This window comes from Clostridium beijerinckii HUN142 (assembly GCF_000621745.1).
Taxonomy (GTDB): Bacteria; Bacillota; Clostridia; order Clostridiales; family Clostridiaceae; genus Clostridium; species Clostridium beijerinckii_A.
In genome coordinates, this window is sequence record NZ_JHXK01000022.1 from 85,026 (window position 1) to 106,953 (window position 21,928).

The 21,928-nt window shown below is 28.6% G+C and carries 20 protein-coding genes; 5 read left to right on the forward strand and 15 right to left on the reverse strand.

Translation table 11 applies throughout. The features are described from left to right. Positions 1–217 precede the first annotated feature (217 nt). Together T483_RS0112305 and miaB are read left to right on the forward strand one after the other, a co-directional pair. The gene (locus T483_RS0112305) at positions 218–1,087 is read left to right on the forward strand and encodes a GNAT family N-acetyltransferase (protein ID WP_026887126.1); all 870 of its coding nucleotides are present in this window, start codon (positions 218–220) and stop codon (positions 1,085–1,087) included. Between the two features lie 120 nt (positions 1,088–1,207). Next, positions 1,208–2,581, forward strand: coding sequence for a tRNA (N6-isopentenyl adenosine(37)-C2)-methylthiotransferase MiaB (gene miaB / locus T483_RS0112310; RefSeq protein WP_026887127.1), 1,374 nt, complete (start codon positions 1,208–1,210; stop codon positions 2,579–2,581). A gap of 708 nt (positions 2,582–3,289) precedes the next feature. On the opposite strand, the gene ybaK is transcribed toward miaB, so the two are convergent. After that, the gene (gene ybaK / locus T483_RS0112315; RefSeq protein WP_026887128.1) at positions 3,290–3,766 is read right to left on the reverse strand and encodes a Cys-tRNA(Pro) deacylase; all 477 of its coding nucleotides are present in this window, start codon (positions 3,764–3,766) and stop codon (positions 3,290–3,292) included. Positions 3,767–4,576: 810 nt separating this feature from the next. On the opposite strand from ybaK, the gene T483_RS0112320 reads away from it, so the two are divergent. Next, complete coding sequence (locus T483_RS0112320; protein WP_026887129.1) at positions 4,577–5,566, forward strand: tyrosine recombinase XerC; 990 nt, start codon at positions 4,577–4,579, stop codon at positions 5,564–5,566. 147 nt (positions 5,567–5,713) lie between these two features. Here the strand turns inward: T483_RS0112320 and T483_RS0112325 are convergent, their stop codons facing one another. From T483_RS0112325 to T483_RS0112335, 3 genes are all read right to left on the reverse strand, one after another. Next, positions 5,714–6,439 carry a hypothetical protein gene (locus T483_RS0112325; protein ID WP_026887130.1) on the reverse strand — a complete coding sequence of 242 codons (726 nt, stop codon included), beginning with the start codon at positions 6,437–6,439 and terminating at the stop codon, positions 5,714–5,716. Between the two features lie 96 nt (positions 6,440–6,535). Continuing rightward, positions 6,536–6,970 (reverse strand): hypothetical protein, encoded by a 435-nt coding sequence (locus tag T483_RS0112330; protein ID WP_026887131.1) that lies wholly within the window; start codon positions 6,968–6,970, stop codon positions 6,536–6,538. 143 nt (positions 6,971–7,113) lie between these two features. Then, on the reverse strand, positions 7,114–7,617 hold the full coding sequence (locus T483_RS0112335; protein ID WP_026887132.1) for a GAF domain-containing protein: 504 nt from the start codon (positions 7,615–7,617) through the stop codon (positions 7,114–7,116). Between the two features lie 248 nt (positions 7,618–7,865). On the opposite strand from T483_RS0112335, the gene lexA reads away from it, so the two are divergent. After that, on the forward strand, positions 7,866–8,471 hold the full coding sequence (gene lexA, locus T483_RS0112340; protein ID WP_026887133.1) for a transcriptional repressor LexA: 606 nt from the start codon (positions 7,866–7,868) through the stop codon (positions 8,469–8,471). Positions 8,472–8,612: 141 nt separating this feature from the next. Here the strand turns inward: lexA and T483_RS0112345 are convergent, their stop codons facing one another. The 4 genes from T483_RS0112345 to mutL all read right to left on the reverse strand — a co-directional run bounded on the left by T483_RS0112345 (position 8,613) and on the right by mutL (position 13,246). Then, entirely contained in the window at positions 8,613–9,905 is a 1,293-nt protein-coding gene (locus T483_RS0112345) for an aminotransferase class I/II-fold pyridoxal phosphate-dependent enzyme (RefSeq protein ID WP_026887134.1), read from the reverse strand. A gap of 66 nt (positions 9,906–9,971) precedes the next feature. After that, positions 9,972–10,217 carry an RNA chaperone Hfq gene (gene hfq / locus T483_RS0112350; RefSeq protein ID WP_026887135.1) on the reverse strand — a complete coding sequence of 82 codons (246 nt, stop codon included), beginning with the start codon at positions 10,215–10,217 and terminating at the stop codon, positions 9,972–9,974. A gap of 44 nt (positions 10,218–10,261) precedes the next feature. Beyond that, positions 10,262–11,191 carry a tRNA (adenosine(37)-N6)-dimethylallyltransferase MiaA gene (gene miaA / locus T483_RS0112355; protein ID WP_026887136.1) on the reverse strand — a complete coding sequence of 310 codons (930 nt, stop codon included), beginning with the start codon at positions 11,189–11,191 and terminating at the stop codon, positions 10,262–10,264. Between the two features lie 60 nt (positions 11,192–11,251). Beyond that, positions 11,252–13,246, reverse strand: coding sequence for a DNA mismatch repair endonuclease MutL (mutL, locus tag T483_RS0112360; RefSeq protein WP_026887137.1), 1,995 nt, complete (start codon positions 13,244–13,246; stop codon positions 11,252–11,254). Positions 13,247–13,624: 378 nt separating this feature from the next. Between mutL and T483_RS31595 the strand changes: the two genes are divergently transcribed. Next, entirely contained in the window at positions 13,625–13,780 is a 156-nt protein-coding gene (locus tag T483_RS31595; protein ID WP_196244873.1) for a hypothetical protein, read from the forward strand. 49 nt (positions 13,781–13,829) lie between these two features. Here the strand turns inward: T483_RS31595 and T483_RS0112370 are convergent, their stop codons facing one another. The 7 genes from T483_RS0112370 to T483_RS29065 all read right to left on the reverse strand — a co-directional run bounded on the left by T483_RS0112370 (position 13,830) and on the right by T483_RS29065 (position 21,722). Further along, a complete protein-coding gene (locus T483_RS0112370) occupies positions 13,830–14,993 on the reverse strand; it encodes a class I SAM-dependent methyltransferase (protein WP_026887138.1) in 1,164 nt (387 codons plus the stop codon). Positions 14,994–15,152: 159 nt separating this feature from the next. Then, the gene (gene aat, locus T483_RS0112375) at positions 15,153–15,803 is read right to left on the reverse strand and encodes a leucyl/phenylalanyl-tRNA--protein transferase (protein ID WP_026887139.1); all 651 of its coding nucleotides are present in this window, start codon (positions 15,801–15,803) and stop codon (positions 15,153–15,155) included. A gap of 120 nt (positions 15,804–15,923) precedes the next feature. Continuing rightward, positions 15,924–16,100, reverse strand: coding sequence for a hypothetical protein (locus T483_RS31015; RefSeq protein ID WP_155268476.1), 177 nt, complete (start codon positions 16,098–16,100; stop codon positions 15,924–15,926). A gap of 57 nt (positions 16,101–16,157) precedes the next feature. Further along, complete coding sequence (locus T483_RS0112385) at positions 16,158–17,021, reverse strand: pentapeptide repeat-containing protein (protein WP_035790146.1); 864 nt, start codon at positions 17,019–17,021, stop codon at positions 16,158–16,160. A 268-nt stretch (positions 17,022–17,289) separates the two neighbouring features. After that, positions 17,290–20,079 carry a DNA mismatch repair protein MutS gene (mutS, locus tag T483_RS0112390; protein WP_026887141.1) on the reverse strand — a complete coding sequence of 930 codons (2,790 nt, stop codon included), beginning with the start codon at positions 20,077–20,079 and terminating at the stop codon, positions 17,290–17,292. A 184-nt stretch (positions 20,080–20,263) separates the two neighbouring features. Then, positions 20,264–21,265 (reverse strand): acyltransferase family protein, encoded by a 1,002-nt coding sequence (locus T483_RS0112395; RefSeq protein WP_026887142.1) that lies wholly within the window; start codon positions 21,263–21,265, stop codon positions 20,264–20,266. A gap of 88 nt (positions 21,266–21,353) precedes the next feature. Beyond that, entirely contained in the window at positions 21,354–21,722 is a 369-nt protein-coding gene (locus tag T483_RS29065) for a hypothetical protein (protein ID WP_035790134.1), read from the reverse strand. Positions 21,723–21,928: the final 206 nt, after the last annotated feature.

Consider the following 21,928-nt stretch of genomic DNA (forward strand, 5'->3'; position numbering starts at 1 on the left):
ATATGTGAAGGAAACAATTTTTATAAGTTATACTGTGCTTAATATTACAATCCTATGATTTTAAGCATCTTAAATCTTTAAATTAAAAAGTATCCTAGATATATATTTATCTATATATTATTCTATATATTAACATGTTATTTAAACTCATAGAAAGTTGACTATAGTTTTTGTAAGACTTATAATTTATTTATTAACGGGGAAATGAGGAGTTTTTATGGTTTTTTTAGAAAAATTATCTCTATTCAATATGAATCATTTCAAAAGATTGTACAGTAGGAATGAAGATGCATATTCATGTGATAAAAGCTTTTTTGAAATTTATGATGAAGAGTCTTTTGTAGTTAAGTATATAATTCGTAAACAGATTAGGCTTTTTAGAGTTAATAATGAATACGTAGGGTATATATGGTACGAATATCCTTCATACAATGGATTTAGTAATATATATTCTATATACTTAAAGGATGAATATATTCATTTGATTAATTCTAAAATACTATCATTCTTTAAGACTAATGCTTTTAGATTTGATATGTTAGCAAATTCAAAAGCTTCGTTTATAATGAAAAAATTGAATTTCGATGTTAACTCTAATAATGTCTTGATGAAAATAAGGACAAGCGACACCAAAAATAATTTTTATGAAAAAAGAGTATTTTTCAAACATTTCAAAGAAGGGCAAGATGAAGAGTTAAGATGTAAAATTCAGAATTTGGTCTTTAATGAAAAAAATAGACTTCCCTTAACCATTGATGATATATATAGAGAAGAAGAGGAAGATTATTATATAAAGGATTTTGGTGTTTTTATTTGCAGTAACAATGGACAAGTTGTAGGATATGGTCAAATTATTTTCAATAAAGGATTTTATACTATTGTTAATTTGGGTATATTAGAAGAATACAGGAAACAAGGTTATGGTGAGTTATTAGTTAGATACCTTATAGATTTGTGTTATAGAAATTCTATAAAAACTGTGTATATAAGAGTGGAAAAGAACAATTTAAAAGCTTTATCTTTATACAACAAAATTGGATTTAGAGAATATCAATCTTTTATTACTTGGTATAAAAAAATTAATTAATTAGCGTTAGGAGTTGTGTATAAATATAACTCCTTTAATTATGCATAATTCTAGTCTTTTATTTAGAATTATTATTTGTTATAATACTATAGAAATTGTAATTTAAACGGAGGAAAAATAATGAATTTTGATATAGAAAAGTTAGATAGCCAAAAAGCTAATACTAATAGTGAACAAAGATTATTCTTCATACAAACATATGGCTGTCAAATGAATGAAGAAGATTCCGAAAAACTTTCAGGCATGCTTAAGAGAATGGGATATGAAAGTACAGACAACAGAGATGAGGCATCGATAATTATATTTAATACTTGTTGCGTTAGAGAAAATGCAGAAAATAAAGTATTTGGAAATCTTGGTGCATTAAAAAGGCAAAAGGAAAAGAATCCTGATTTAGTTATAGGTATATGTGGATGTATGATGCAACAAAAAGGAATGGCAGATGATATACTGAAAAAATTTCCATATGTAAATATAATATTCGGTACTCACAATTCATACAAGTTCCCTGAATACTTGAATAGAGTTAAAACAGAAGGAGTTCAAATTAAAGAAATTATTGATAAAGAAACTGAAATAGTAGAAGGAATTCCTATAGATAGAAAAAGTGATGTTAAAGGCTTTGTAACTATTATGTATGGATGTAATAACTTTTGTACATATTGTATAGTACCTTATGTTAGGGGTAGGGAAAGAAGCAGAAAACCAGAAGACATAATAAATGAAATAAAGGACATGGTATCAAGAGGGTATAAAGAAGTAACTCTTTTAGGTCAAAATGTTAATTCATACGGAAAAGGCTTAGAAGAAGATATAACTTTTGCAGACCTTTTAAGAAAAGTAAATGAAATAGAAGGGATTGAAAGAATTAGATTCATGACTTCACATCCAAAAGATTTAACTTTAGATGTTGTATATGCTATAAGAGATTGCGATAAAGTATGCGAGCAAATTCATTTACCAGTACAAAGTGGTTCTGATAGAATTCTAAAAGAAATGAATAGACACTATACAAAGCAACAATATCTAGAATTAGCAAAGGAAATAAGAGCTGAAATTCCTGATGTTACATTTTCTACTGATATAATCGTTGGCTTTCCTGGAGAAACTGAGGAAGATTTCAACGAAACATTAGAACTAGCTAAAGAAGTTCGATATGATGCTGCTTTTACCTTTATTTATTCAAGAAGAAACCATACTCCAGCGGACAAAATGGAAAATCAAATACCGGATGAAATCAAACATGAACGTTTTAACAAATTAGTTGAAATAGTTAATGCAGGTATTGCTAAAGGAAACAAAGATGCAGAAGGAAAGATATATGAAGTTTTAGTTGAAGGACATAGCAAAAACGACGAATCAAAATTAACAGGTAGAACTAGAAATGGACGACTTGTTAACTTTGAGGGAGGAGAAGATCTAATAGGGAAAATAGTTGATGTTAAAATAACTAAAGCGAATTCGTTCTCTTTAATTGGAGAAGCTGTAAAGTAAAATATTAAATTATAATTCTAAATAGTCTGTGTACATTCTTGATAGGAGGGGATTGAGTATAATCCATTCTAAAAGAGTACGCAGACTATTTTCGTTTATATAATTAAATATCATCCATAATCGTGCCAACGACTCTTTTAATATCAAAAAATGCTTTCATAACTTGATAATAAGTTATTTTGTCATATTTTCATCTATTATATAAGAATTGATTATTTTATCAGGATAGTGGGAGAGTACGCTGAAATAATGAATTAGAGTTAGCATTAACACTTCTAATATTGATATTTATATTGATGATGAACATGTAGTTTTGGGTTTGTCGAGAATATAAATGCTATTTTTAGAGATGATATTTAAAAAGATTGAAGTATTTCTTAAATATTTATCCCATTCTAAATTAGTATATCTTTTAGATAACACACAACAACTATTCAAGGAACATTCTCGAACATTTGTTCTGCGTTATCTGAAATAGCACTTTAGAGTAACTATTGTTTAACATGTATAGTTTTATTAATGTTTTATAAAAGTTGTGATTTAGATTATTAAGGGGTTTAAGAGAAAAAACATTTAAGACAATAATAATCCTTTATGTAAGAAATGCTAATTCTGCCGTCAAAGAACATTTGTTCTATAAAATCCAAAGCTAATTATTTTTTTCATCAAAACTGTAAAGATATTTTACTATAGTTTTGGATTTAGTTATCACTTAACTATATCTACAAACGAACAATCTATTATTTTTTCGATATCGTTAGGGTTCATCTCTATTTGGGATCCTATTTTTCCTCCGCTAAATACAATTGTATCAAATAACAATGCATCTTCCTGAATGAAAGTTTTGAATATTTTCTTCATACCAAGTGGGGAACAGCCACCTCTAATATATCCTGTTACTTTGTTTATATCTTTAACATGAATCATTTCTATACTTTTTTCACCTGCCATTTTACTAGCTTTTTTCATATCTAATTCTTCGGCCACAGGAATAACAAAAACATAAAAATCTTTAGAATGGCCTTGGGTAACTAAAGTTTTGAAAACTTGATCAACATCCTTTTCTATTTTATGTGCGACTGCCACACCGTCTATTTTACCATCGTTATTTTCGTAGCTATGAGTTGTGTAACTGATTTTATTGTTATCTAAAATTCTCATAGCATTAGTTTTTCCTTGACTCATAAATTTAAGATTCCTCCTTGAGATTTAAAAAAATTTATATCTATTACTAACTATATTTAGATTATATCATAAAATTAAATATAGATTTTTCGATTTTGGAGTTAATTTTAATTTATAAATTTAGAATGCTGAAATATTTGCCTAAATCTGATCAAAATCTGAGTTTAGTTGTTATAGATTTGAATTTTAATCAAATGTAGAAAACATAGTTTTCAATAACGTTCGATTTTGTTTTTTTGTCAGAATCGAGGTGGTATTATTAGTAATATAACCATAAATATGTAATAGGAAAGTATTGTTGATAACAGTTATCAGCATAGAAATATAAAAGCATTTTTTGAACATAGACACTTTTATGGAGTTATGTATGAACTTGTGTTCATAAAACAATAAGTTCATATTTTGATAAAAAAATACGAACTTAAAGATAACTGTTAGAATCAAATCTTGATTTGCGTTTATAATTTTATTTCAATAATCGGAAACAATTATAATGTTTGTTTTATCAAAACTAATCGTAAAAGTTAATAATATATAAATCCCCAAAAACATAAGAATGTTTTTGGGGATTTATATAAATGAAGAAATTAAATTTCTAATATAATTTCTTAAAATATTGTAAAAATAGCTAATAGTTATTTCGCTAAATATACATTTAGCGAAATAATTGCATAAATTTATGATATTTGATATAATATTTTTAACTTAGTATAAAATTACTTTATTAGAATAAATTTTATCAATGATAATTTACATTATTAATATCGTAACTTAATTAATAAGAAATTTATAAATAATGCAGGTGGAAAAATGAAATACGATATTCAGGTTCTTCAGAACAAAAATCTTCCAGAAAGTTTAGTGGATTTTTTAAATTATTTAGAAACAATCAAAAGTACTTCTATAAATACAATTAACGGATATAGGATAGATTTGACTGTATTTTTTAGATTTATGATGATTTATAAAGGTAAAGTAAATTCTGACTCTGTTGAGTTTGAAGATATCAATATAAGTGTCATAGACGATGAGTTCTTAAGAGGCATTAAACTTAGAGATTTATATGCTTTTCTTTCTTTTACAGAAAAATATAGAGATAACAGCTCATATGCTAGAGCTAGAAAAGTTGCTACTTTAAAGTCTTTTTTTAAATTTCTTTTTGGAAAAGCTAAAGTAATTACAGAGAATCCGGCTTTGGAGTTAGAATCTCCTAAGATAAATAAGCGTCATCCTGTATATCTTACTCTAAACCAAAGCATTCATCTTTTGGAGTCCTTAAACAAAAATGATAAAAACTACTCTAGAGACTACTGTATTCTGATGTTCTTTTTAAACTGTGGAATGAGGCTTTCTGAACTTTGCAGCATTCAGATTGATAAAATCAGAGAGGATATTCTCACTATTATAGGTAAAGGAAATAAAGAAAGAACTGTATATTTAAACGACGCATGCCTTAAAGCTTTATCAAATTACCTAAATGTACGCGATGATTCTAAGGCTTTGCCAGAAAATAAAAAGTTTTTGTTTTTATCATCTAGAAACTTTCCTATAAATAAACGTACAGTTGAGATAATGATAAAAAAACATATAACAAATGCAGGGTTAACTGACGATAAATATACTCCACACAAATTAAGGCACACTGCAGCCACTCTTATGTATAAATACGGAAATGTAGATATAAGAAGTCTGCAAAGCATATTAGGTCACACCAATATATCAACTACTCAAATTTATACCCATGTTGATGATGATTCGTTAAGAGATGCTGTAAAATCAAATCCTCTTTCAAAATTGTAGTTTGTTTTAGCACGCCTATGACAAAAAATATCACTACTCTCCTACTATGCTTTAAGATGAGTTTAGATTCAAAAAAATAAAAGGTTACTTTAATCTCTATTGTAACCTTTTAATACTTAATATAAATAACTTTAGTCTTACGCAACGCTATGGTCTTATTGTGTTTCCGTACATTTTTCCAAACTCATCAACATATGCAGGTTCTTTCCCCTCATAAACAATAAGAGTATTTCCTTTTTTATAATAATGAGGTCTTGCATCGTGATTTGCATTATTTCCATTAACAGTCATTCCATTTGGTGTGATTCTATTAATATCCCACTCTAGTTCTGTTGGTGAATTATACTCGTATACCCTAACTACATCTCCACCTAATAAATAATCCGTTTCATTTCCTTTAAAGTAATCATTTTTAGTATTAGCTGATTCCGTAACATTATATCCGGCATTCGTGAAATCGTTTTTAAAATCAGAAGCTCCGTATCTTGTAGAATCAGTAGTTAGTCCTGTTCTATCCCTCGTAACATCCGAATTCGATCCAGCTACATTGTTTTGATTAGTATCCCCTCCTGCATTATTTTGATTGGCATTCCCTCCTGCAGTTCCATTTCCTGTTCCACCAATTCCATCCGATGAATTTCCGATACCATAAGTTCCACCTTGCATATTTCCGTCAGTACCATTTTGAGCATTATTAGCTCCAGTACCTGTTCCGTCTACACTTCCACTTCTAATGCCATCGTTTGTTATGTCGTTTTGTCTAGTGACATCATTATTTGCTCTTGTTCTTGACGTGTTACCACACCCAAACAAGGATATTGAAACCAAAAGAATTGTTGTTAAATTTAACGCTAAAATAGATTTTCGCTTCATAATAAAATCATCCTTTCCTGAAAATATCTTACGAAATTATTATGTGAAATAAAGCGAAAATCTATGCATTCCATTGTTCTTATCTACAAATTTCTTTTATTCAAGTGACTTTTTAATCCTTCTAACTCCTGGATAAATTTCTTCAGTCATTTCGTCAAGACTCATATCATCAGCCAGACTAATTTCATCTAAATATTCAATATGATCAAAAGCATCTTCGTAAGTATCATCACCCAAACCAAGGCCATTTTCATTGATATCATCTGATGTTTTGGCAAACTTACTATATATAGATTTTAGATCTAAATTATCTTCATTAATCTCATGTAATTCATCTTCACTTAAAGAAGCTTTTAAATGATTTAAAAATTCTTCTTCTAATAATTCATTTTCTTCTCGTGTTTTTGCAATGTCTTCTATTTTAATGGCTTTTGTATCTATACCATTGATTTGTAAACACTTACCACAATTATCACATAGTTTATTTTCATAGATATCGCAATAATCATCATCAGTATATTTATATGTCATTTAAAACACCTCATTTTTGTATTATGAAACTTTATTATATCAAAAATAGTAACTTAAAGCAAATTTTTAATTTACAATAAGATATATAATAAAAACAAATAATTTAAATAAGAATATTATTAAATACAATCTATTTATTTAATCTAAATTATATTATTCCATTCTATATACTTGCTAAGTATGCAAGCTGCTTTTTCTAGGTAAATTCTTTCTACTTCACTAAATCTTCCAAATTCTTCGCTATCTAAATCTAAAACACCAATAAGATTTTTTTCCTTAAGTATAGGAATTACTATTTCCGAATTCGAAGCAGCATCACACGCTATATGCCCCTCAAATTTATGTACATCATCAACGAGTAAAGTTTCTTTTTTCAATGCAGCCTTACCACAAACGCCCTTCCCTATTTCAATTTTTGTACAAGCAGGCATTCCTTGGAACGGACCTAATACTAGAGTATTGTTTTTAACTAAATAAAATCCGCACCAATTTATTCTATCTATAAGTGAATTGATTAGTGCTGATGCATTACAAAGTTTTGTTATTTGTGAATCTTCATCTCCTTGAATCAACCCTTCAAGCATTATAAGCATATTGTCTAATTTGCTTTCTGTGCTCATACCTTCAAAAATTTTAATATCAAACATATTTACCGCCTCACCTTGAAATTATCATCTCAAAAATTTAATTTTATAAATTTATTATTCTACTATAAAATAATACTACCATTTTTAATTAATTGGAATACTTAGTTAATATGTTGTGTTCAAATTGATTATATTTAAACACAATGCTTATCTTCTCTTTATAATTATTAAACGTAGTTTCAGAACACAAGTTTGCTATGTTATACAGTATATGTTATAATTATTAGAAGAATAGTGAGGTGTTTGTAATGTCAGACGAAAAAGATAAGCAATCAGAGATATACGAATTTTTAAAAAGTTATACAGAGAGCAAAGGTTATCCGCCTTCAGTAAGAGAAATTTGCGAAGCAGTCTCTTTAAGGTCAACTTCAACTGTTCATGGACATTTAAAAAGATTAGAAAAAAAAGGAATGATTAAAAGAGATCCTTCTAAACCAAGGGCTCTAGAAATAGCAGAACTTTCAATGCCTAAAAAAGAAATGGTTAACGTTCCTATTGTAGGCAAGATTACAGCAGGTTCCCCAATACTTGCAACTGAAAATATCGAAGATACATTTCCACTCCCATTAGATTATATAAAGCATGATAGGGAATTGTTTATGTTACGTGTATCTGGTGAAAGTATGATTAATGCAGGTATTAGAGATAATGATTTAGCCATTATAGAAAGTGCACAGACAGCAGCGAATGGCGATATAGTTGTAGCATTAATAGAAGATAGTGCTACAATCAAAAGATTCTTTAAAGAAAAAGATCATATTAGACTTCAGCCTGAAAATGATGCTATGGATCCCATAGTAGTAGATGATTGTAAGATTTTAGGCAAACTTGTAGGTATATTCAGATCATTTTAAACAAATTACTTTGTTATTAATTTATGAAATTATATTATAAGATAGTAAAGAAATAGACTATTAGATTGGATAATCTAATAGTCTATTTCTTATTTTATACTTCTGTTTACATATGAGTAACTAGTAATAAATTTAATCCTATTATTTAGCTAATTCTAATACTTTACTTAGTCCAATAAGTATTCCTATTTTTCCGTGATCAAAATTCAATCCGCCCTGAATATAAGCTATATACGGCTCCCTAACTGGTCCGTCAGCGGATAATTCAATTGTTGAACCCGAAATAAATGCTCCAGCAGCCATTACAATCTCACTATCATACCCCGGCATTGCCCATGGCTCACACACTGCAAACGCATCTATAGGAGACCCAGCTTGAATACCACTACAAAAGTTAATTAATTTTTTAGCATCGCCAAATTCAATTGCTTGAATTATATCAGTTCTTTTATCTGTTGATGAAGGAAATACCTTGAATCCAGCGATTTCCATTACACGAGCGCAGAATATTGCCGTTTTTACAGCTTCTATTGCTACATGAGGAGCTGAGAATAATCCTTGATAGAAACTTCTCATAAGCCCATACGTAGCGCCATACTCCCCTCCTACACCTGGTACAGTCATTCTATTAGCTGCTGCATCAACATACTGTCTTTTTCCAACAATATACCCTCCTCCTGGAGCAATACCACCACCTATATTCTTCATAAGCGATCCAGCCATTATATCTGCACCATATTCTGTAGGTTCAACAGCTTCAATAAATTCTCCGTAACAGTTGTCCACGAAGATAATAACATCTTCACGTATTTGTCTTATATGTTTAATTACTTCAGATATTTCAGAAACTAAAAAAGATTTTCTCGAAGCATAACCAGTGCTTCTTTGAATATGTATAAGTCTAATATCCGAGTCATTTCTCAATGCTTCTTGAATTTTATCAAACTGAAATTTGCCTTCATTATCTAAATCCACTATATCGGTTTTTATTCCGTATTGATCTAAAGAACCAGCATTTTTCTTCTCTGATAGTCCAAGAACCCCAAGTAAAGTATCATAAGGGAGTCCAGAAACACATAATATCTTATCGCCAGGTCTAACATTACCAGCAATGGCACATCCAATAGCGTGTGTTCCGCTAACAAAATGTGGACGAACAAGCCCTGCTTCAGTATTAAAAATATTAGCATATACTTTATCTAATGAGTCACGACCTAAATCATCAAGTCCATAACCCGTAGTATTTGTGAAGTGAGAATCGCTAATTTTTTCTAACTGAAATGCTTTTAATACTTTAAGTTGATTAAATTCTCTAATTTCATCATATTCCTTAAATTGAGCTTCAGTATCACACAAAGCCTGTCTATATATTTCAAATGTCCTTTCATTAATATTATAATTTTTGATTAAAAATTCTTCTGTCTTTTTTAACATATCTAAGTCTCATCCTCCAAAGTTTAGAAACACCTAAAAATAAATAGGCAAAACAATGCCTATTTACTAAGTAGTTTCGTATTCGTTATCCGCAAATAAAATTGGTTTAGTTGGCGTTATAGTTGATATCGCATGCTTATATATAAGCATTTGCTTATTATCGCAATCCAAAATAACAGTGAAATTATCAAATCCCTTTACAATGCCTTTTAACTGAAATCCATTTACCAAGTGGATAGTTATTTGTATCTTATTTTTTCTCGCATTATTTAAAAATATATCTTGTAGATTGTTTTGTTGCTTATTGACCAAAATATAACACCTCCATAAGTGATTTTATTACTAATATTATACTGCTAGTTCTTTATTATGTCATTAATAACTTTATCTAAAATTTCATTATCACTCATACTATCCTTATCTAAAAATACACATCTTTTATCACGTCTAAACCATGTAAGCTGCCTTTTAGCATAATTTCGCGATCCTTGCTTTATCATCTCCACTGCTTCTGCTAAAGTTATTCTACCCTCTAAATAATATAATATTTCTTTATAACCTATCCCCTGCATGGATTGAATATCTGAATTATAACCCATTTCCTTTAATCTTATGCATTCATTTAGTAATCCCTTTTCCATCATTAAATCAACTCTTTTATTAATTCTATCGTACAATTTTTGTCTATCCATAGTTAATACATAATAATATACATCATAATCACTATTATAAAAATCTAACCCGGCATTGTATGAACTAAAAGGTTTGCTGGTAAGTTTAAAAACCTCCAACGCTCTAATGACTCTTTTCCTATTATTAGCATGAATTTCCTTGTAACTTATAGGATCAACATCTTTAAGCATCCCATGTATATATTCATTGCCTTTTTCTAGAGCTAAATTCTCTAGATAATCTCTATAGCTTTCATCTTTTTCCGCTTCTGTAAAAGTCATGTTGCAAGTTAATGAATTAATGTATAAACCTGTTCCCCCAGATATTATCGGAAACTTTCCGTTATGTATAATTTTTTCCAATGCTTCTTCACCAAATTGCTTGAAATCTGCTACCGAAAAAGGAATATCAGGTTTTATTATGTCAATTAAATAGTGCTTTATTCCGTTCATTTCATCTTTCGTTACTTTTGCAGAACCTATATCCATATATTTATAGATTTGCATGGAATCAGCTGAAATAATTTCTCCATTTAAATTTTCTGCTAATTTTATTGAAAGATCAGTTTTTCCTACTGCAGTAGGACCACCAATAACTAATAATTTTTGCTTCATTATTTTATCCTCTCGTTAATAATTTTAAAGTTTATATTTATTTAGAATAACATAGAAATATTATATTATTCTTTTAAATTTCTTATCAATGTCTATACTTGTAAATTTTATTATTACAGGTCTTCCGTGTGGACAATGAAAAGGATCATCTATATATCTTAAATCTTCAATTAATTTAATCATCTCATTCATTTCCAACTTGTCATTTCCCTTAATAGCTGCTTTACATGCTTTAGTTGCAATAGCATTATGTTTCACTTCAGTAGTTTTGCCATTACCTAAATTCTTTAAATTATCAAGTATCTCTAAAAACAAGTTTTTGGGATTAAGCCGCCCTAAAAAGTAGGGAACTTCTTTTAGAGATAATGAGCTTCCACCAAACTCTTCCAATAAAAAACCAGCTTCTCTAAATATGCCTTTATTCTCTTCAAAATAAGAATAATCATCAATGCTCAAATCAATTATACTTGGAATAATAAGAGGTTGAATTATAATAGTACCTTCTTCAATCTCTCTAAGATATTTTTCAAATAATATTTTTTCATGAGCGGCATGCTGATCAATCATATATAAAGTACCGTCATACTCACCTAGTATATAAGTTTTGTTATATTGGCCGATTATAGTAATTGGTGGAAATTTAGCAATAGGATTTTGTTTAGAATTTTCATGTTCACTTTGTGTACTTACGTTTTCTATACGTTCAAAATTATATTTCACTTCATCTTCGCCGTTGTTAAGATCATTTTCAACAAACTCTTGTATATTTGAATTAGGTTTAAGATCTACAGGAATACTTACCGAGTCCTCATCTGATTCATTGTAGTCAGTGTTTTCCATGACTATTGTTTGATTCGCATATTTCAAATTCGGTTCATATATAATTTCAACGCTACTTTCGTTATTAATCCTAAGATCTTTCCCTTGAGATATTAATGTCTTTGCAGCAGAACTTGCAAATTTAACCTTTTCTTCTTCTTCCTTTATTTTAAAAGTAATCTCCTCAAAGGTTGCCCGTGGAACTTTTTTTGTATTTTCTTCTTCTTTTATTGCAAAAGTCTCAAAAACTTCATTCTTTAACGAGGTGTGAACTGCACCAAAAATCTTTTTGAATATCGTTCTCTCGTCATTAAATTTTATTTCAGCCTTTGTTGGGTGAATATTAACATCTACATACTCAGGATATACCTCTATAAACAGTATAAAGAACGGAAATTTATTTACAGTTGAAAATGATTTAAATGCTTGTTCTACCGCTACTGCTAATGCTCTATTTTTTATATATCTATTATTTACGAAAATACTTTGATTATTTCTTGATCCTCTAGCTATTTCTTCAGTCCCTACATAACCATAAACAGTTATTAAATCAGAGCTATCACTAAAGTAAAGTATATTATCTATTATGGTCTTTCCGTATATGGTTCTTATTACATCCTTAAGATCTCCGTTACCAAAGGTATGCAATACCTTTTTGTGATTGTTATATAACTTAAAACTTATTTTAGGATTTGCTATAGATAGTCTTGTTACTATATCATTTATTAACGAACTCTCTTTTGATACAGATTTTAAGAATTTCTTTCTAGCAGGAACGTTAAAGAATAGATCATGAACTTCTATTATAGTACCTCTATTTATTCCACACTCCGCTACTTCCGATGCTTTACCGCCTTCAATAGATATTTCGTATCCAAAAGCTTCGTTATCCTGCTTAGACTTCAGATTAACTTTACCTACAGACGCTATAGATGGCAGTGCCTCACCTCTAAATCCAAGAGTGTGTATATTATAAATATCTTCTGACTCTTGTATCTTACTTGTAGCATGTGGAAGAAATGCTTTTGCTATATCATCTTTATAGATTCCGTCTCCATCATCTATTATTCTAATAAGAGAAATTCCACCTTCTTCTATTTCAATTACTATATTTTTAGAATTTGCATCAATAGAATTCTCAATTAATTCTTTAACTACCGATGCTGGTCTTTCTACAACTTCTCCTGCTGCAATTTTATTTGCTGTATCTTCATTTAATATATTTATTCTTTTCAAGCTACATTTTCCTCCTTTCAGTAATCATCGTAAAACGTAAATAAGAAAATCACTTCTAAACAAACTTTGTTAATTAACACATTAAATTACTCATAATACATTGTTATTATTACATACTTGTTTAATATATTCAATAATATTGCAAATACTGGTATGTGACTTATCTGCAATTCTAATAAACTTTTTTAAATATGTTTTTACCCTGTCTTTTAAATAATTTTAATATTCTTAATAATATCGCCATTAGAATAATATTATATTTAATTTACATATAAATAACAATTTAAATATAAAATACATTTACAATAAATAATATTTGTTGCTAATATGGTTAAGCTAATATTAGCAATTAAATATTTTCTATAAGGAGGCTTTACTATGAATGATAAAGATTTTTATAATTCAACTAAAAGTGTATCTGATCCAGCATCACAAAACTATAATAAGGAAGTAAAAGAAAAAGCACATCAAGAAAGTCCATTTGGGGAAGCTGAACCTTCTTCTCATACTGAATTTAAAAAGAAAAGACACTAAAATCATAAATCCACGACAAAAATTAAATAATGTCGTGGATTTGTGAACTTTAAATTAAATTATCATCTTTCAATAGATTATATAATGTAGGATTAAAATTAAATTGGTTAATTAGGTTCCTAACTTCCAATAAAGCTTTTTCTCTTTTATCTTTAGATATGTTAGACTTGGACGCCCTAATCAATATATTTTTAGGAGAATGTGCAATATCGATAAATTCTAGAAGTTGTGTTTTGTATCCTATGCATTCTAAAAGGTTTGCTCTAACAGAATCAGTCATAAGTGCTGCAATTCTTTCTTGAACTATTCCATACTTTGTTAATATAGACAGTGAATCTGTCTTCATCTGGGCGTTAAATTCGTGCTGACAACAAGGGACAGAGAATATTAATTTAGCATTCCATTTTATCGCATTATACAATGCATAATCCGTAGCTGTATCGCATGCGTGTAATGTTATTACCATGTCAACTTTATTGTTATATTTAAAACCATTTATATCTCCAAGTTCAAAGTGCAAATTTTCATAGTTATAACTTTTGGCTATATCATTACATTTTTTTATAACATCAGCTTTAAGATCTAAGCCAATCATCTTTACCTTAATATTCTTTATTTCTACAAGGTAATAGTACAATACAAATGTTAAGTACGATTTTCCACAACCAAAATCTAAAACAGTAAGTTCTTTATAATCATTTTTCTTGATCTCGTCATCAATAATTTCAACAAACCTATTTATTTGCTTGTATTTATCATATTTCGAGTTTACTACTTTTCCCTCTTTTGTAAATACACCTAAATCTATTAAAGGATCAATAATCATACCTTCTTTTAATATATAATTTTTTTCTTTATTATGAGCTTTGTTAAGTGTTTTTTTATTATCGCTTTTTTTCTTACTTAATAGCACCTTTCCTTTTTTTGATATTTTCACCTCAAAGCTAGCAGAATTTGACCATGCAGAAATTTGCTTATAATTAGGTTCTACATACTCTATAATTCTTTCTTCCAAAACATCCATATCAATATTTTCATGAAATACTTGCTTATCAGTATATTTTTCTATTTGATAATACATTTTGCTATTACTTTCTTTGAGATTTATAGCAATTTTATTATACTCAAAACTTTTATTTGTCTTATTGCTAATTACCAACTTTATAACATCGTCTTTTATTATTTCTCTAATTGCTTTTTTCAAATCTTCCATACTTCAACTCACCTTATTTACTAATCTTGTTTATTAACAGCATTAATGTATTAATGCTTAAACCTATTTTTATATTTTATATTAATTTCATCTACAATACTATGATTATTTATAGATAATTTCAAACTTAGGCATTTTTCATTTAAGATATTCTTTCGACTATAGTCTACCTTTTCTTAATAATTCCTTGAAAGTTGCCCATTCTACAAACTTCCCCCCCATACTTTCTAAATGCTTTGTATGCATCTGGCAATCTATAAATATGAAATTTTCTTTTTCAAGTTTTTCAGCAAGTTTTATTAATGCTATTTTAGATGCATTACTTACCTTAGAGAACATACTCTCTCCGAAGAAGCATTTTCCTATTTTAACGCCATATAAACCTCCCACTAGCTCTTCATTAATGTATGTCTCAACACTCATTGCATAGCCGTTATTAAATAAATTTACATATGCTTTTTTCATATCATTGCTTATCCAAGTTCCCTCATTATTATTTTCTCGAATATCCTTGCAGTTACTAATTACACCATAAAAATCTTTATTAAAAGTTACATGAAAGGTCTCTTTTTTTATAATTTTCTTCATTGATTTAGAAATTTCAACTTCATTAGGTATCAATATAAATCTTGGTTTGGGACACCACCAAAGAATCGGCTCACCTTCGTTATACCATGGAAATATACCATTACAATAAGCTAATATTAGTCTTTCTAATGACAAATCTCCCCCTATTGCCAAAAGTCCATCTTTTTCCGAGAGCTCTGGATTAGGAAATATTATCTCTTTTGTTAATCTAAATATGGGCATTATATTCACTTCCTTGCACTTTAATTCTTCTTTTAAAATTATTTTATCATATTCTAATACACAAATAATTTTTTACAAAAAAATAAGCTTGTAAAAGCTTATTTTTGTATTATAATCACTCTATTTAGATTTATTATTTAGTTCCTTATTAAAAAAAAGTGGTAATGGTGAATATGTTGTATCCATACCCATTGCAATTGAGCTTTCTATACCTTTGGCAATTGGATTTGAGATTACATATCTTGTCTCTTCATTCACAATAATATTTTCCTTCTCTGTTTTTATTTTATCTTTCATTTATAATCACCTCAAATTTTATTTTGCCTACTATTAAAATAACTATTCAGTAAAACATTAATATGTATTATCTTCCCAAGAAGCTGGACGTACTATTGGTTTTGGTAATCTTGTACTATGATCACCTTTCGCTGAATTAATTTGGGATTGTGTAATAAATAAGCTATCTTTAAGATTAGCGCCTCTAATATCTGCATCACGCAAATCTGCTCCAATAAGATCAGCATAACTTAAATCAGTTCCTCTAAGATCTGCTGCAATAAGAAATGATCCTCTTAGGTCTGCACCTTTAAGATTAATCTTTTTAAGATCCGCACCAATGCAATCTAATCTGCCCGCAATTGTTTTTTTGCGTTTAAAATTAGTTTTCTTACCATCAAGTATCTTAGTTCTAATAAATTCGCTTGTTTGCCTAAGTAAAGCATTAACACCATCTCTATGCGACTCTATATCTAACGACATAAGGTAATCTGGTGTTGATCTAGTAATATCTTCTGTTTCAGTTATTAAATTATTTATTCTATTTTTTATATTTTCATTAGTTTGTATTATTAACGCTTGTTTTAAATACCATAACATTTCATGAAGCTGTCTCATAATCAAAAAGACGTCAAACATTTTATCGGATAATTCAGGATTCTCTTTCCAATTATATCCAGCGTATGTGATTTGAGCAACCTTTTGTCCAGCACCAAAACAGTCGTAAGTTGTACAACCTTTAAGGCCCTTTTTTCTTAAATCTTTATGAATAGAACAACTAAAATTTGATTGTAAATTCAAGCAAGGTTTTCCAGCGCTTTTGTTGTTTGGAAATCCATCTGAAGCCGAAAAATATAATGCAACACAACAAAAACCAAAGCATTTTTTGCAATTAATTTTTAAATCTTCAAATGATTCTTCTTTAAATTTGTTTTCATTCATATATATCAAAGTAACTCACCCCGTAATATTATATATAATACAGTCATAACTCATAAAAGCAATTTTATACAAGAATATTATATTGTTTATTTAAAAACTTACGTTCTAACTGCATTTAAAGTTATTTTAACATAATTGGAATTATTAAACTACTCTAACACATTCAGAAATTTTTGCTTCTAAAAAAACATAACAATACCTTTTATGATAAAGTACTGTTATGTTTTGTTTTAAAGTATGGAAATACAACTATTACGTCATCATCTTATTAACTGTTTAATTTCTTAGCTTCAGCAACTAACCTATATAGAGTATTCATGGCTTCCATAGGATTTAAACCTAATATATCAACTTCACTAACTTCTTTTAGAAATGCCTCTTTTTCTATAAAAGTAAAATCTAATTGCATATTGTTAGAAGAATCCTTATTCTTATGTTTTTTAGGTGAATTTTCAGTCTTTTCATCAATTCTATCATTAGCTTTATTACTCTCTACCTTATCAAAAGAATCTTTTTCTTCAATTTTTTCTATATACTCGCTCTTACTTTCACAGGCTTTTTCAGTAATAGTAACTACATTATTGACTCCATTTATATCTACAGCAACTTCACTTTCTATGATTTCAGTGTTTGTTACTTTGTGTATATCAAAATTATTTTCTCCTTCGAGGCCTAGAAGAATTTCTTTTGCTCTATTAATAACATCATCTGGAAGTCCGGCGAGTTTCGCAACTTCTATACCGTAAGATTCATCTGCACCACCTTCGACTATCTTTCTTAAGAAGATTACGCTATCTTTCATTTTCTTAACAGCTACAGAATAATTCTTAACACCTGGTAAAATTCCTTCAAGCTTTACTAATTCATGGTAGTGTGTTGCAAATAAAGTTTTACATCTTAAATTTTCATTTCCGGTTATGTATTCAATGACAGACCAAGCTATTGAAAGTCCATCGTAAGTTGAGGTTCCGCGCCCTACTTCATCTAATAATACTAAACTTTTAGATGTTGCGTTCTTAAGTATATTTGATACTTCCCACATTTCAACCATAAATGTGGATTTACCACCAGCTAAATCATCAGACGCTCCAATTCTAGTGAATATCTTATCACAAATTGAAATATTAGCACTAGATGCTGGTACAAAAGATCCAATCTGAGCCATTAGTGTAATAAGGGCAACCTGTCTCATGTATGTTGATTTACCTGCCATATTTGGCCCAGTTATTAATAGTAATTCCTTATCACTTTGATTCAATGTAGTATTGTTGGAAACAAATTCACCTCTTCCAATTACCTTTTCAACAACCGGATGTCTGCCATCTACTATTTCAATAATTCCATTTTCGTTGATCTTAGGTTTTACATAATCATTTTCAAGGGCAATTAATGCTAATGTCGAAATACCATCTAGATTAGAAATTATTCTAGCACTTTTTTTAAGTCTAGCAATTTCTTTTTCGATGGAATCTCTTATATCAGTAAACAAAGAATATTCTAAGTTTATAAGCTTCTCTTCTGCACCTAGTATCTTGTCTTCCATAATTTTAAGTTCTTCGGTTATATATCTCTCAGCGTTTGCAAGAGTTTGCTTTCTTACATACCTACCTTCTGGAATAGAATTATAATTTGATTTTGAAATTTCTATGTAATATCCAAATACTTTGTTATAACCTACCTTTAAAGATTTGATTCCGGTAAATTCTCTTTCACGATTTTCCAGAGCTGCAATCCATTCTTTCCCATGAAGCTTTGACTGTCTTAATTCATCAACTTCTGAATTATAACCATCTTTAATTATATTTCCTTCTTTTATACTTAAAGAGGGCTCTTCTTTAATGGAAGATTCAAGTAATTCTCTTATGTCTGATAGCTCATCTAAATTTTCATAATATTCTTTTAGCAGTTCTGAATTAGCAGTTCCTAAAAGTTCTTTTATAGATGGTAATTTGTCTAATGAAGCTTTAAGAGATAACATATCTTTTGCATTCACATTTTTATTTGAAATTTTACCGACAATTCTTTCTATGTCATAAATATCTTTTAAAGAGCTTCTTAAATCCTCATTGAAACTAATTGAACTAAATGCTTCACTAACACCACTTAGTCTTTTTTCTACTTCAGATTTAATAATTAACGGTTCTTCAATCCATTTTCTAATTGTTCTACCACCCATAGATGTAGCACTTTTATCAAGAACCCATAGAAGAGAACCTTTTTTACTTTTTTCTCTTATGCTTTCGGTAAGTTCTAAATTTCTTCTTGAATTACCATCAATTGTCATGTAGTTAACTATTTCATACTGTTCTAATAAATTTATATTAGTTAAACTCATTTTTTGAGTTTCATATATGTATTTAAGTAGTACTCTGCTTGCAATTTCTCTTTCATTTACTAATCCAGAAACCTCTAAATCCGAAAATTGATCTATAATTTCTTCTTTTGATACGATAAATTCATTAAAGTCTTTCTCTGTTATAAGTGCAGTAGTTATACCTTTTATATCATCTATTAAAGATTGGCTAATGTTTTTATCTACTAAAATTTCTTTAGGTGCAACCTTTGAAATCTCGTCTAATAAAGTTATCTTTATATTATCAAAGGAAGTTGTTTTAAATTCTCCAGTACTTATATCCGAAACTGCTAAACCTATTTTTTCGTCACTTTCGTATATAGTCATTAAATATGTATTATCATTTTCTAGAGAACTATTAGCATCTATGAATGTTCCTGGTGTAATTATTTTTACAACACCTCTTTTAACAATTCCTTTTGCTTCCTTTGGATCTTCAAGCTGTTCACATATTGCTACCTTATACCCCTTATTAACAAGCCTTGGTATATATGCTGCTGCTGCATGATGTGGTATTCCACACATAGGAGCTCTTTCTTCAAGACCACAATTTTTTCCTGTAAGAACTAACTCAAGTTCTCTAGATACAGTTATTGCATCATCAAAGAACATTTCGTAAAAATCACCTAGTCTATAAAATAGAATACAATCACTGTATTCCTCCTTTGTTTTCATATATTCAACCATCATTGGCGTTAAAGCCATAATTAATTTCCTCCTTTTTATGTAGCTAGGTTACACTATTTCTCGACCTAGATTTATATATACTTAATTTAAGGTAATATTTATATAAATTTCATTATACATCTAAAAATCCCTAGAACAATTATAACAATTATCTTAGAGATTTTCATTAATATTTTATTTAACTGAAAATAGATATAAATATTTATCTTAAAAGGATTTTTCTAATTTTAGTTTTTCTTAAAATTGTAATTATTAATGCAGATAATAATAAAGAACAGATAAACCTAAGAATTGTATTTGCAAAAAGTACTGGTATAAACATTGCAAGCCATATCATAACTATTTGATGAGAACAATATATTCCTAAACTATATTCCCTACAGGCTTTAGAAACATTAGTAGAAATATCTTTTTTAGAATTAATTGCCCAGATTAAGATTAAAGGAGCTGCAATTATTGCTGATAAATACATATTAGCATCCTTAGCAATTCCAGTTTTATTTAAAACAAAGGTTTCAATTAAGAGTAATGTAATCGAAAGTATACTTAGCAATCCTGACTTTTTTATTTTTTTATTTAATTTATATTTATTAACCATTGCACCCAAAGATATAAAAAGAATTGATTCAGTAATACCTATTTGTGGAAACATAAATATTGACGTATAACTATTTATTAAAGGACTTATTATAGTTTTTTCAAATAACCTATAATAGGTATATCCAGTTGTACCAAATAGATATAATACAAATCCAATTATAGACAAGAGAAATAACTTGTCTCGTTTTAATAATGGAGAAATTATAAAAATAGTAATAATCAGTGAAGATATATACCAAAGGCTTCCTGTAACCCCTATAAATAATAATCTTTCAATAATTAAAATAGGAGGAGCGCTTAAGCTACTTAAAACAAGTGGAAATAAAGCTATAGTCTCTATAATCACCCATAAAACATAAATACGTAATAAATGCTTAATAGTTGATTTAGGCTCTTTTTCAGAACCAATTCTACTATATAAAAAATAACCTGAAACTATAAAGAAAAATGGCACAGCGAGTCTAGCAATACCCATACTAGTAGTAATCCATAGATCTTCGTTTATGGATTTAAAAGCCATTGTATGAATTGATACAACCGCAATTGCAAAAACTAAGCGTAATACATCAATCATTCCATAATGGATATTATTTTTTGTTTCCATATCACAACAATCTCCTTAATATATTAACATTTTAGATCAGGTACTTAGAATTTTAAATACCTACTCATTAGAACAATTATTCATAAGCTTATTTAGGAACTACCTTTAAATCATCAATTAGTCTATTAATTAATTCTGGAGATAAATATCTCTTCCCACGATATTTATTTATATAAAAGAATAATTCACTTTCTGTATTGATTATTTCTCTAATTTGATTATTTCTATTTTTCTTTATTACAACTTCTTGATTGTTTCGTACAGTAATTAATGCTTTTTTAAATACATCTTTTATATACTGATATTTTTCTTCAAATTCTTTTTGAGACTTTTCTTTCAAAGCTCCACTTTGGTAGCTTGTTGGCCCGAAACTAAGACCATAGTTTAAATAGAATCTTAATAAATACCCAGTTTCAAAATCATCATAAATTACATATGCATCTTCTTGATTGCTCATTTTTTTAACCTCCTACTTGCTTATATAAATATAATAGTACAAGTAATAAATCTTAGTTACATAAAACTTCTAAATCATACACTTTTAAAGCTCAAACGTCATTTAAGCCATATAAGAGAATTATATTAATATAAAAAATACACCAAGTTAAATCCAAATAATTCGAATTCAACTTGGTGTATTTTCCCCACATAGTGACTTATTAT

What these genes read in the sequence shown, in the direction of transcription:
- T483_RS0112305 (WP_026887126.1), top strand. Translation starts at nt 218, where the DNA reads ATGGTTTTTTTAGAAAAATTATCTCTATTCAATATGAATCATTTCAAA.
- miaB (WP_026887127.1), top strand. Translation starts at nt 1,208, where the DNA reads ATGAATTTTGATATAGAAAAGTTAGATAGCCAAAAAGCTAATACTAAT.
- ybaK (WP_026887128.1), bottom strand. Translation starts at nt 3,766, where the DNA reads ATGAGTCAAGGAAAAACTAATGCTATGAGAATTTTAGATAACAATAAA.
- T483_RS0112320 (WP_026887129.1), top strand. Translation starts at nt 4,577, where the DNA reads ATGAAATACGATATTCAGGTTCTTCAGAACAAAAATCTTCCAGAAAGT.
- T483_RS0112325 (WP_026887130.1), bottom strand. Translation starts at nt 6,439, where the DNA reads ATGAAGCGAAAATCTATTTTAGCGTTAAATTTAACAACAATTCTTTTG.
- T483_RS0112330 (WP_026887131.1), bottom strand. Translation starts at nt 6,970, where the DNA reads ATGACATATAAATATACTGATGATGATTATTGCGATATCTATGAAAAT.
- T483_RS0112335 (WP_026887132.1), bottom strand. Translation starts at nt 7,617, where the DNA reads ATGTTTGATATTAAAATTTTTGAAGGTATGAGCACAGAAAGCAAATTA.
- lexA (WP_026887133.1), top strand. Translation starts at nt 7,866, where the DNA reads ATGTCAGACGAAAAAGATAAGCAATCAGAGATATACGAATTTTTAAAA.
- T483_RS0112345 (WP_026887134.1), bottom strand. Translation starts at nt 9,905, where the DNA reads ATGTTAAAAAAGACAGAAGAATTTTTAATCAAAAATTATAATATTAAT.
- miaA (WP_026887136.1), bottom strand. Translation starts at nt 11,191, where the DNA reads ATGAAGCAAAAATTATTAGTTATTGGTGGTCCTACTGCAGTAGGAAAA.
- T483_RS31595 (WP_196244873.1), top strand. Translation starts at nt 13,625, where the DNA reads ATGAATGATAAAGATTTTTATAATTCAACTAAAAGTGTATCTGATCCA.
- T483_RS0112370 (WP_026887138.1), bottom strand. Translation starts at nt 14,993, where the DNA reads ATGGAAGATTTGAAAAAAGCAATTAGAGAAATAATAAAAGACGATGTT.
- aat (WP_026887139.1), bottom strand. Translation starts at nt 15,803, where the DNA reads ATGCCCATATTTAGATTAACAAAAGAGATAATATTTCCTAATCCAGAG.
- T483_RS31015 (WP_155268476.1), bottom strand. Translation starts at nt 16,100, where the DNA reads ATGAAAGATAAAATAAAAACAGAGAAGGAAAATATTATTGTGAATGAA.
- T483_RS0112385 (WP_035790146.1), bottom strand. Translation starts at nt 17,021, where the DNA reads ATGAATGAAAACAAATTTAAAGAAGAATCATTTGAAGATTTAAAAATT.
- mutS (WP_026887141.1), bottom strand. Translation starts at nt 20,079, where the DNA reads ATGGCTTTAACGCCAATGATGGTTGAATATATGAAAACAAAGGAGGAA.
- T483_RS0112395 (WP_026887142.1), bottom strand. Translation starts at nt 21,265, where the DNA reads ATGGAAACAAAAAATAATATCCATTATGGAATGATTGATGTATTACGC.
- T483_RS29065 (WP_035790134.1), bottom strand. Translation starts at nt 21,722, where the DNA reads ATGAGCAATCAAGAAGATGCATATGTAATTTATGATGATTTTGAAACT.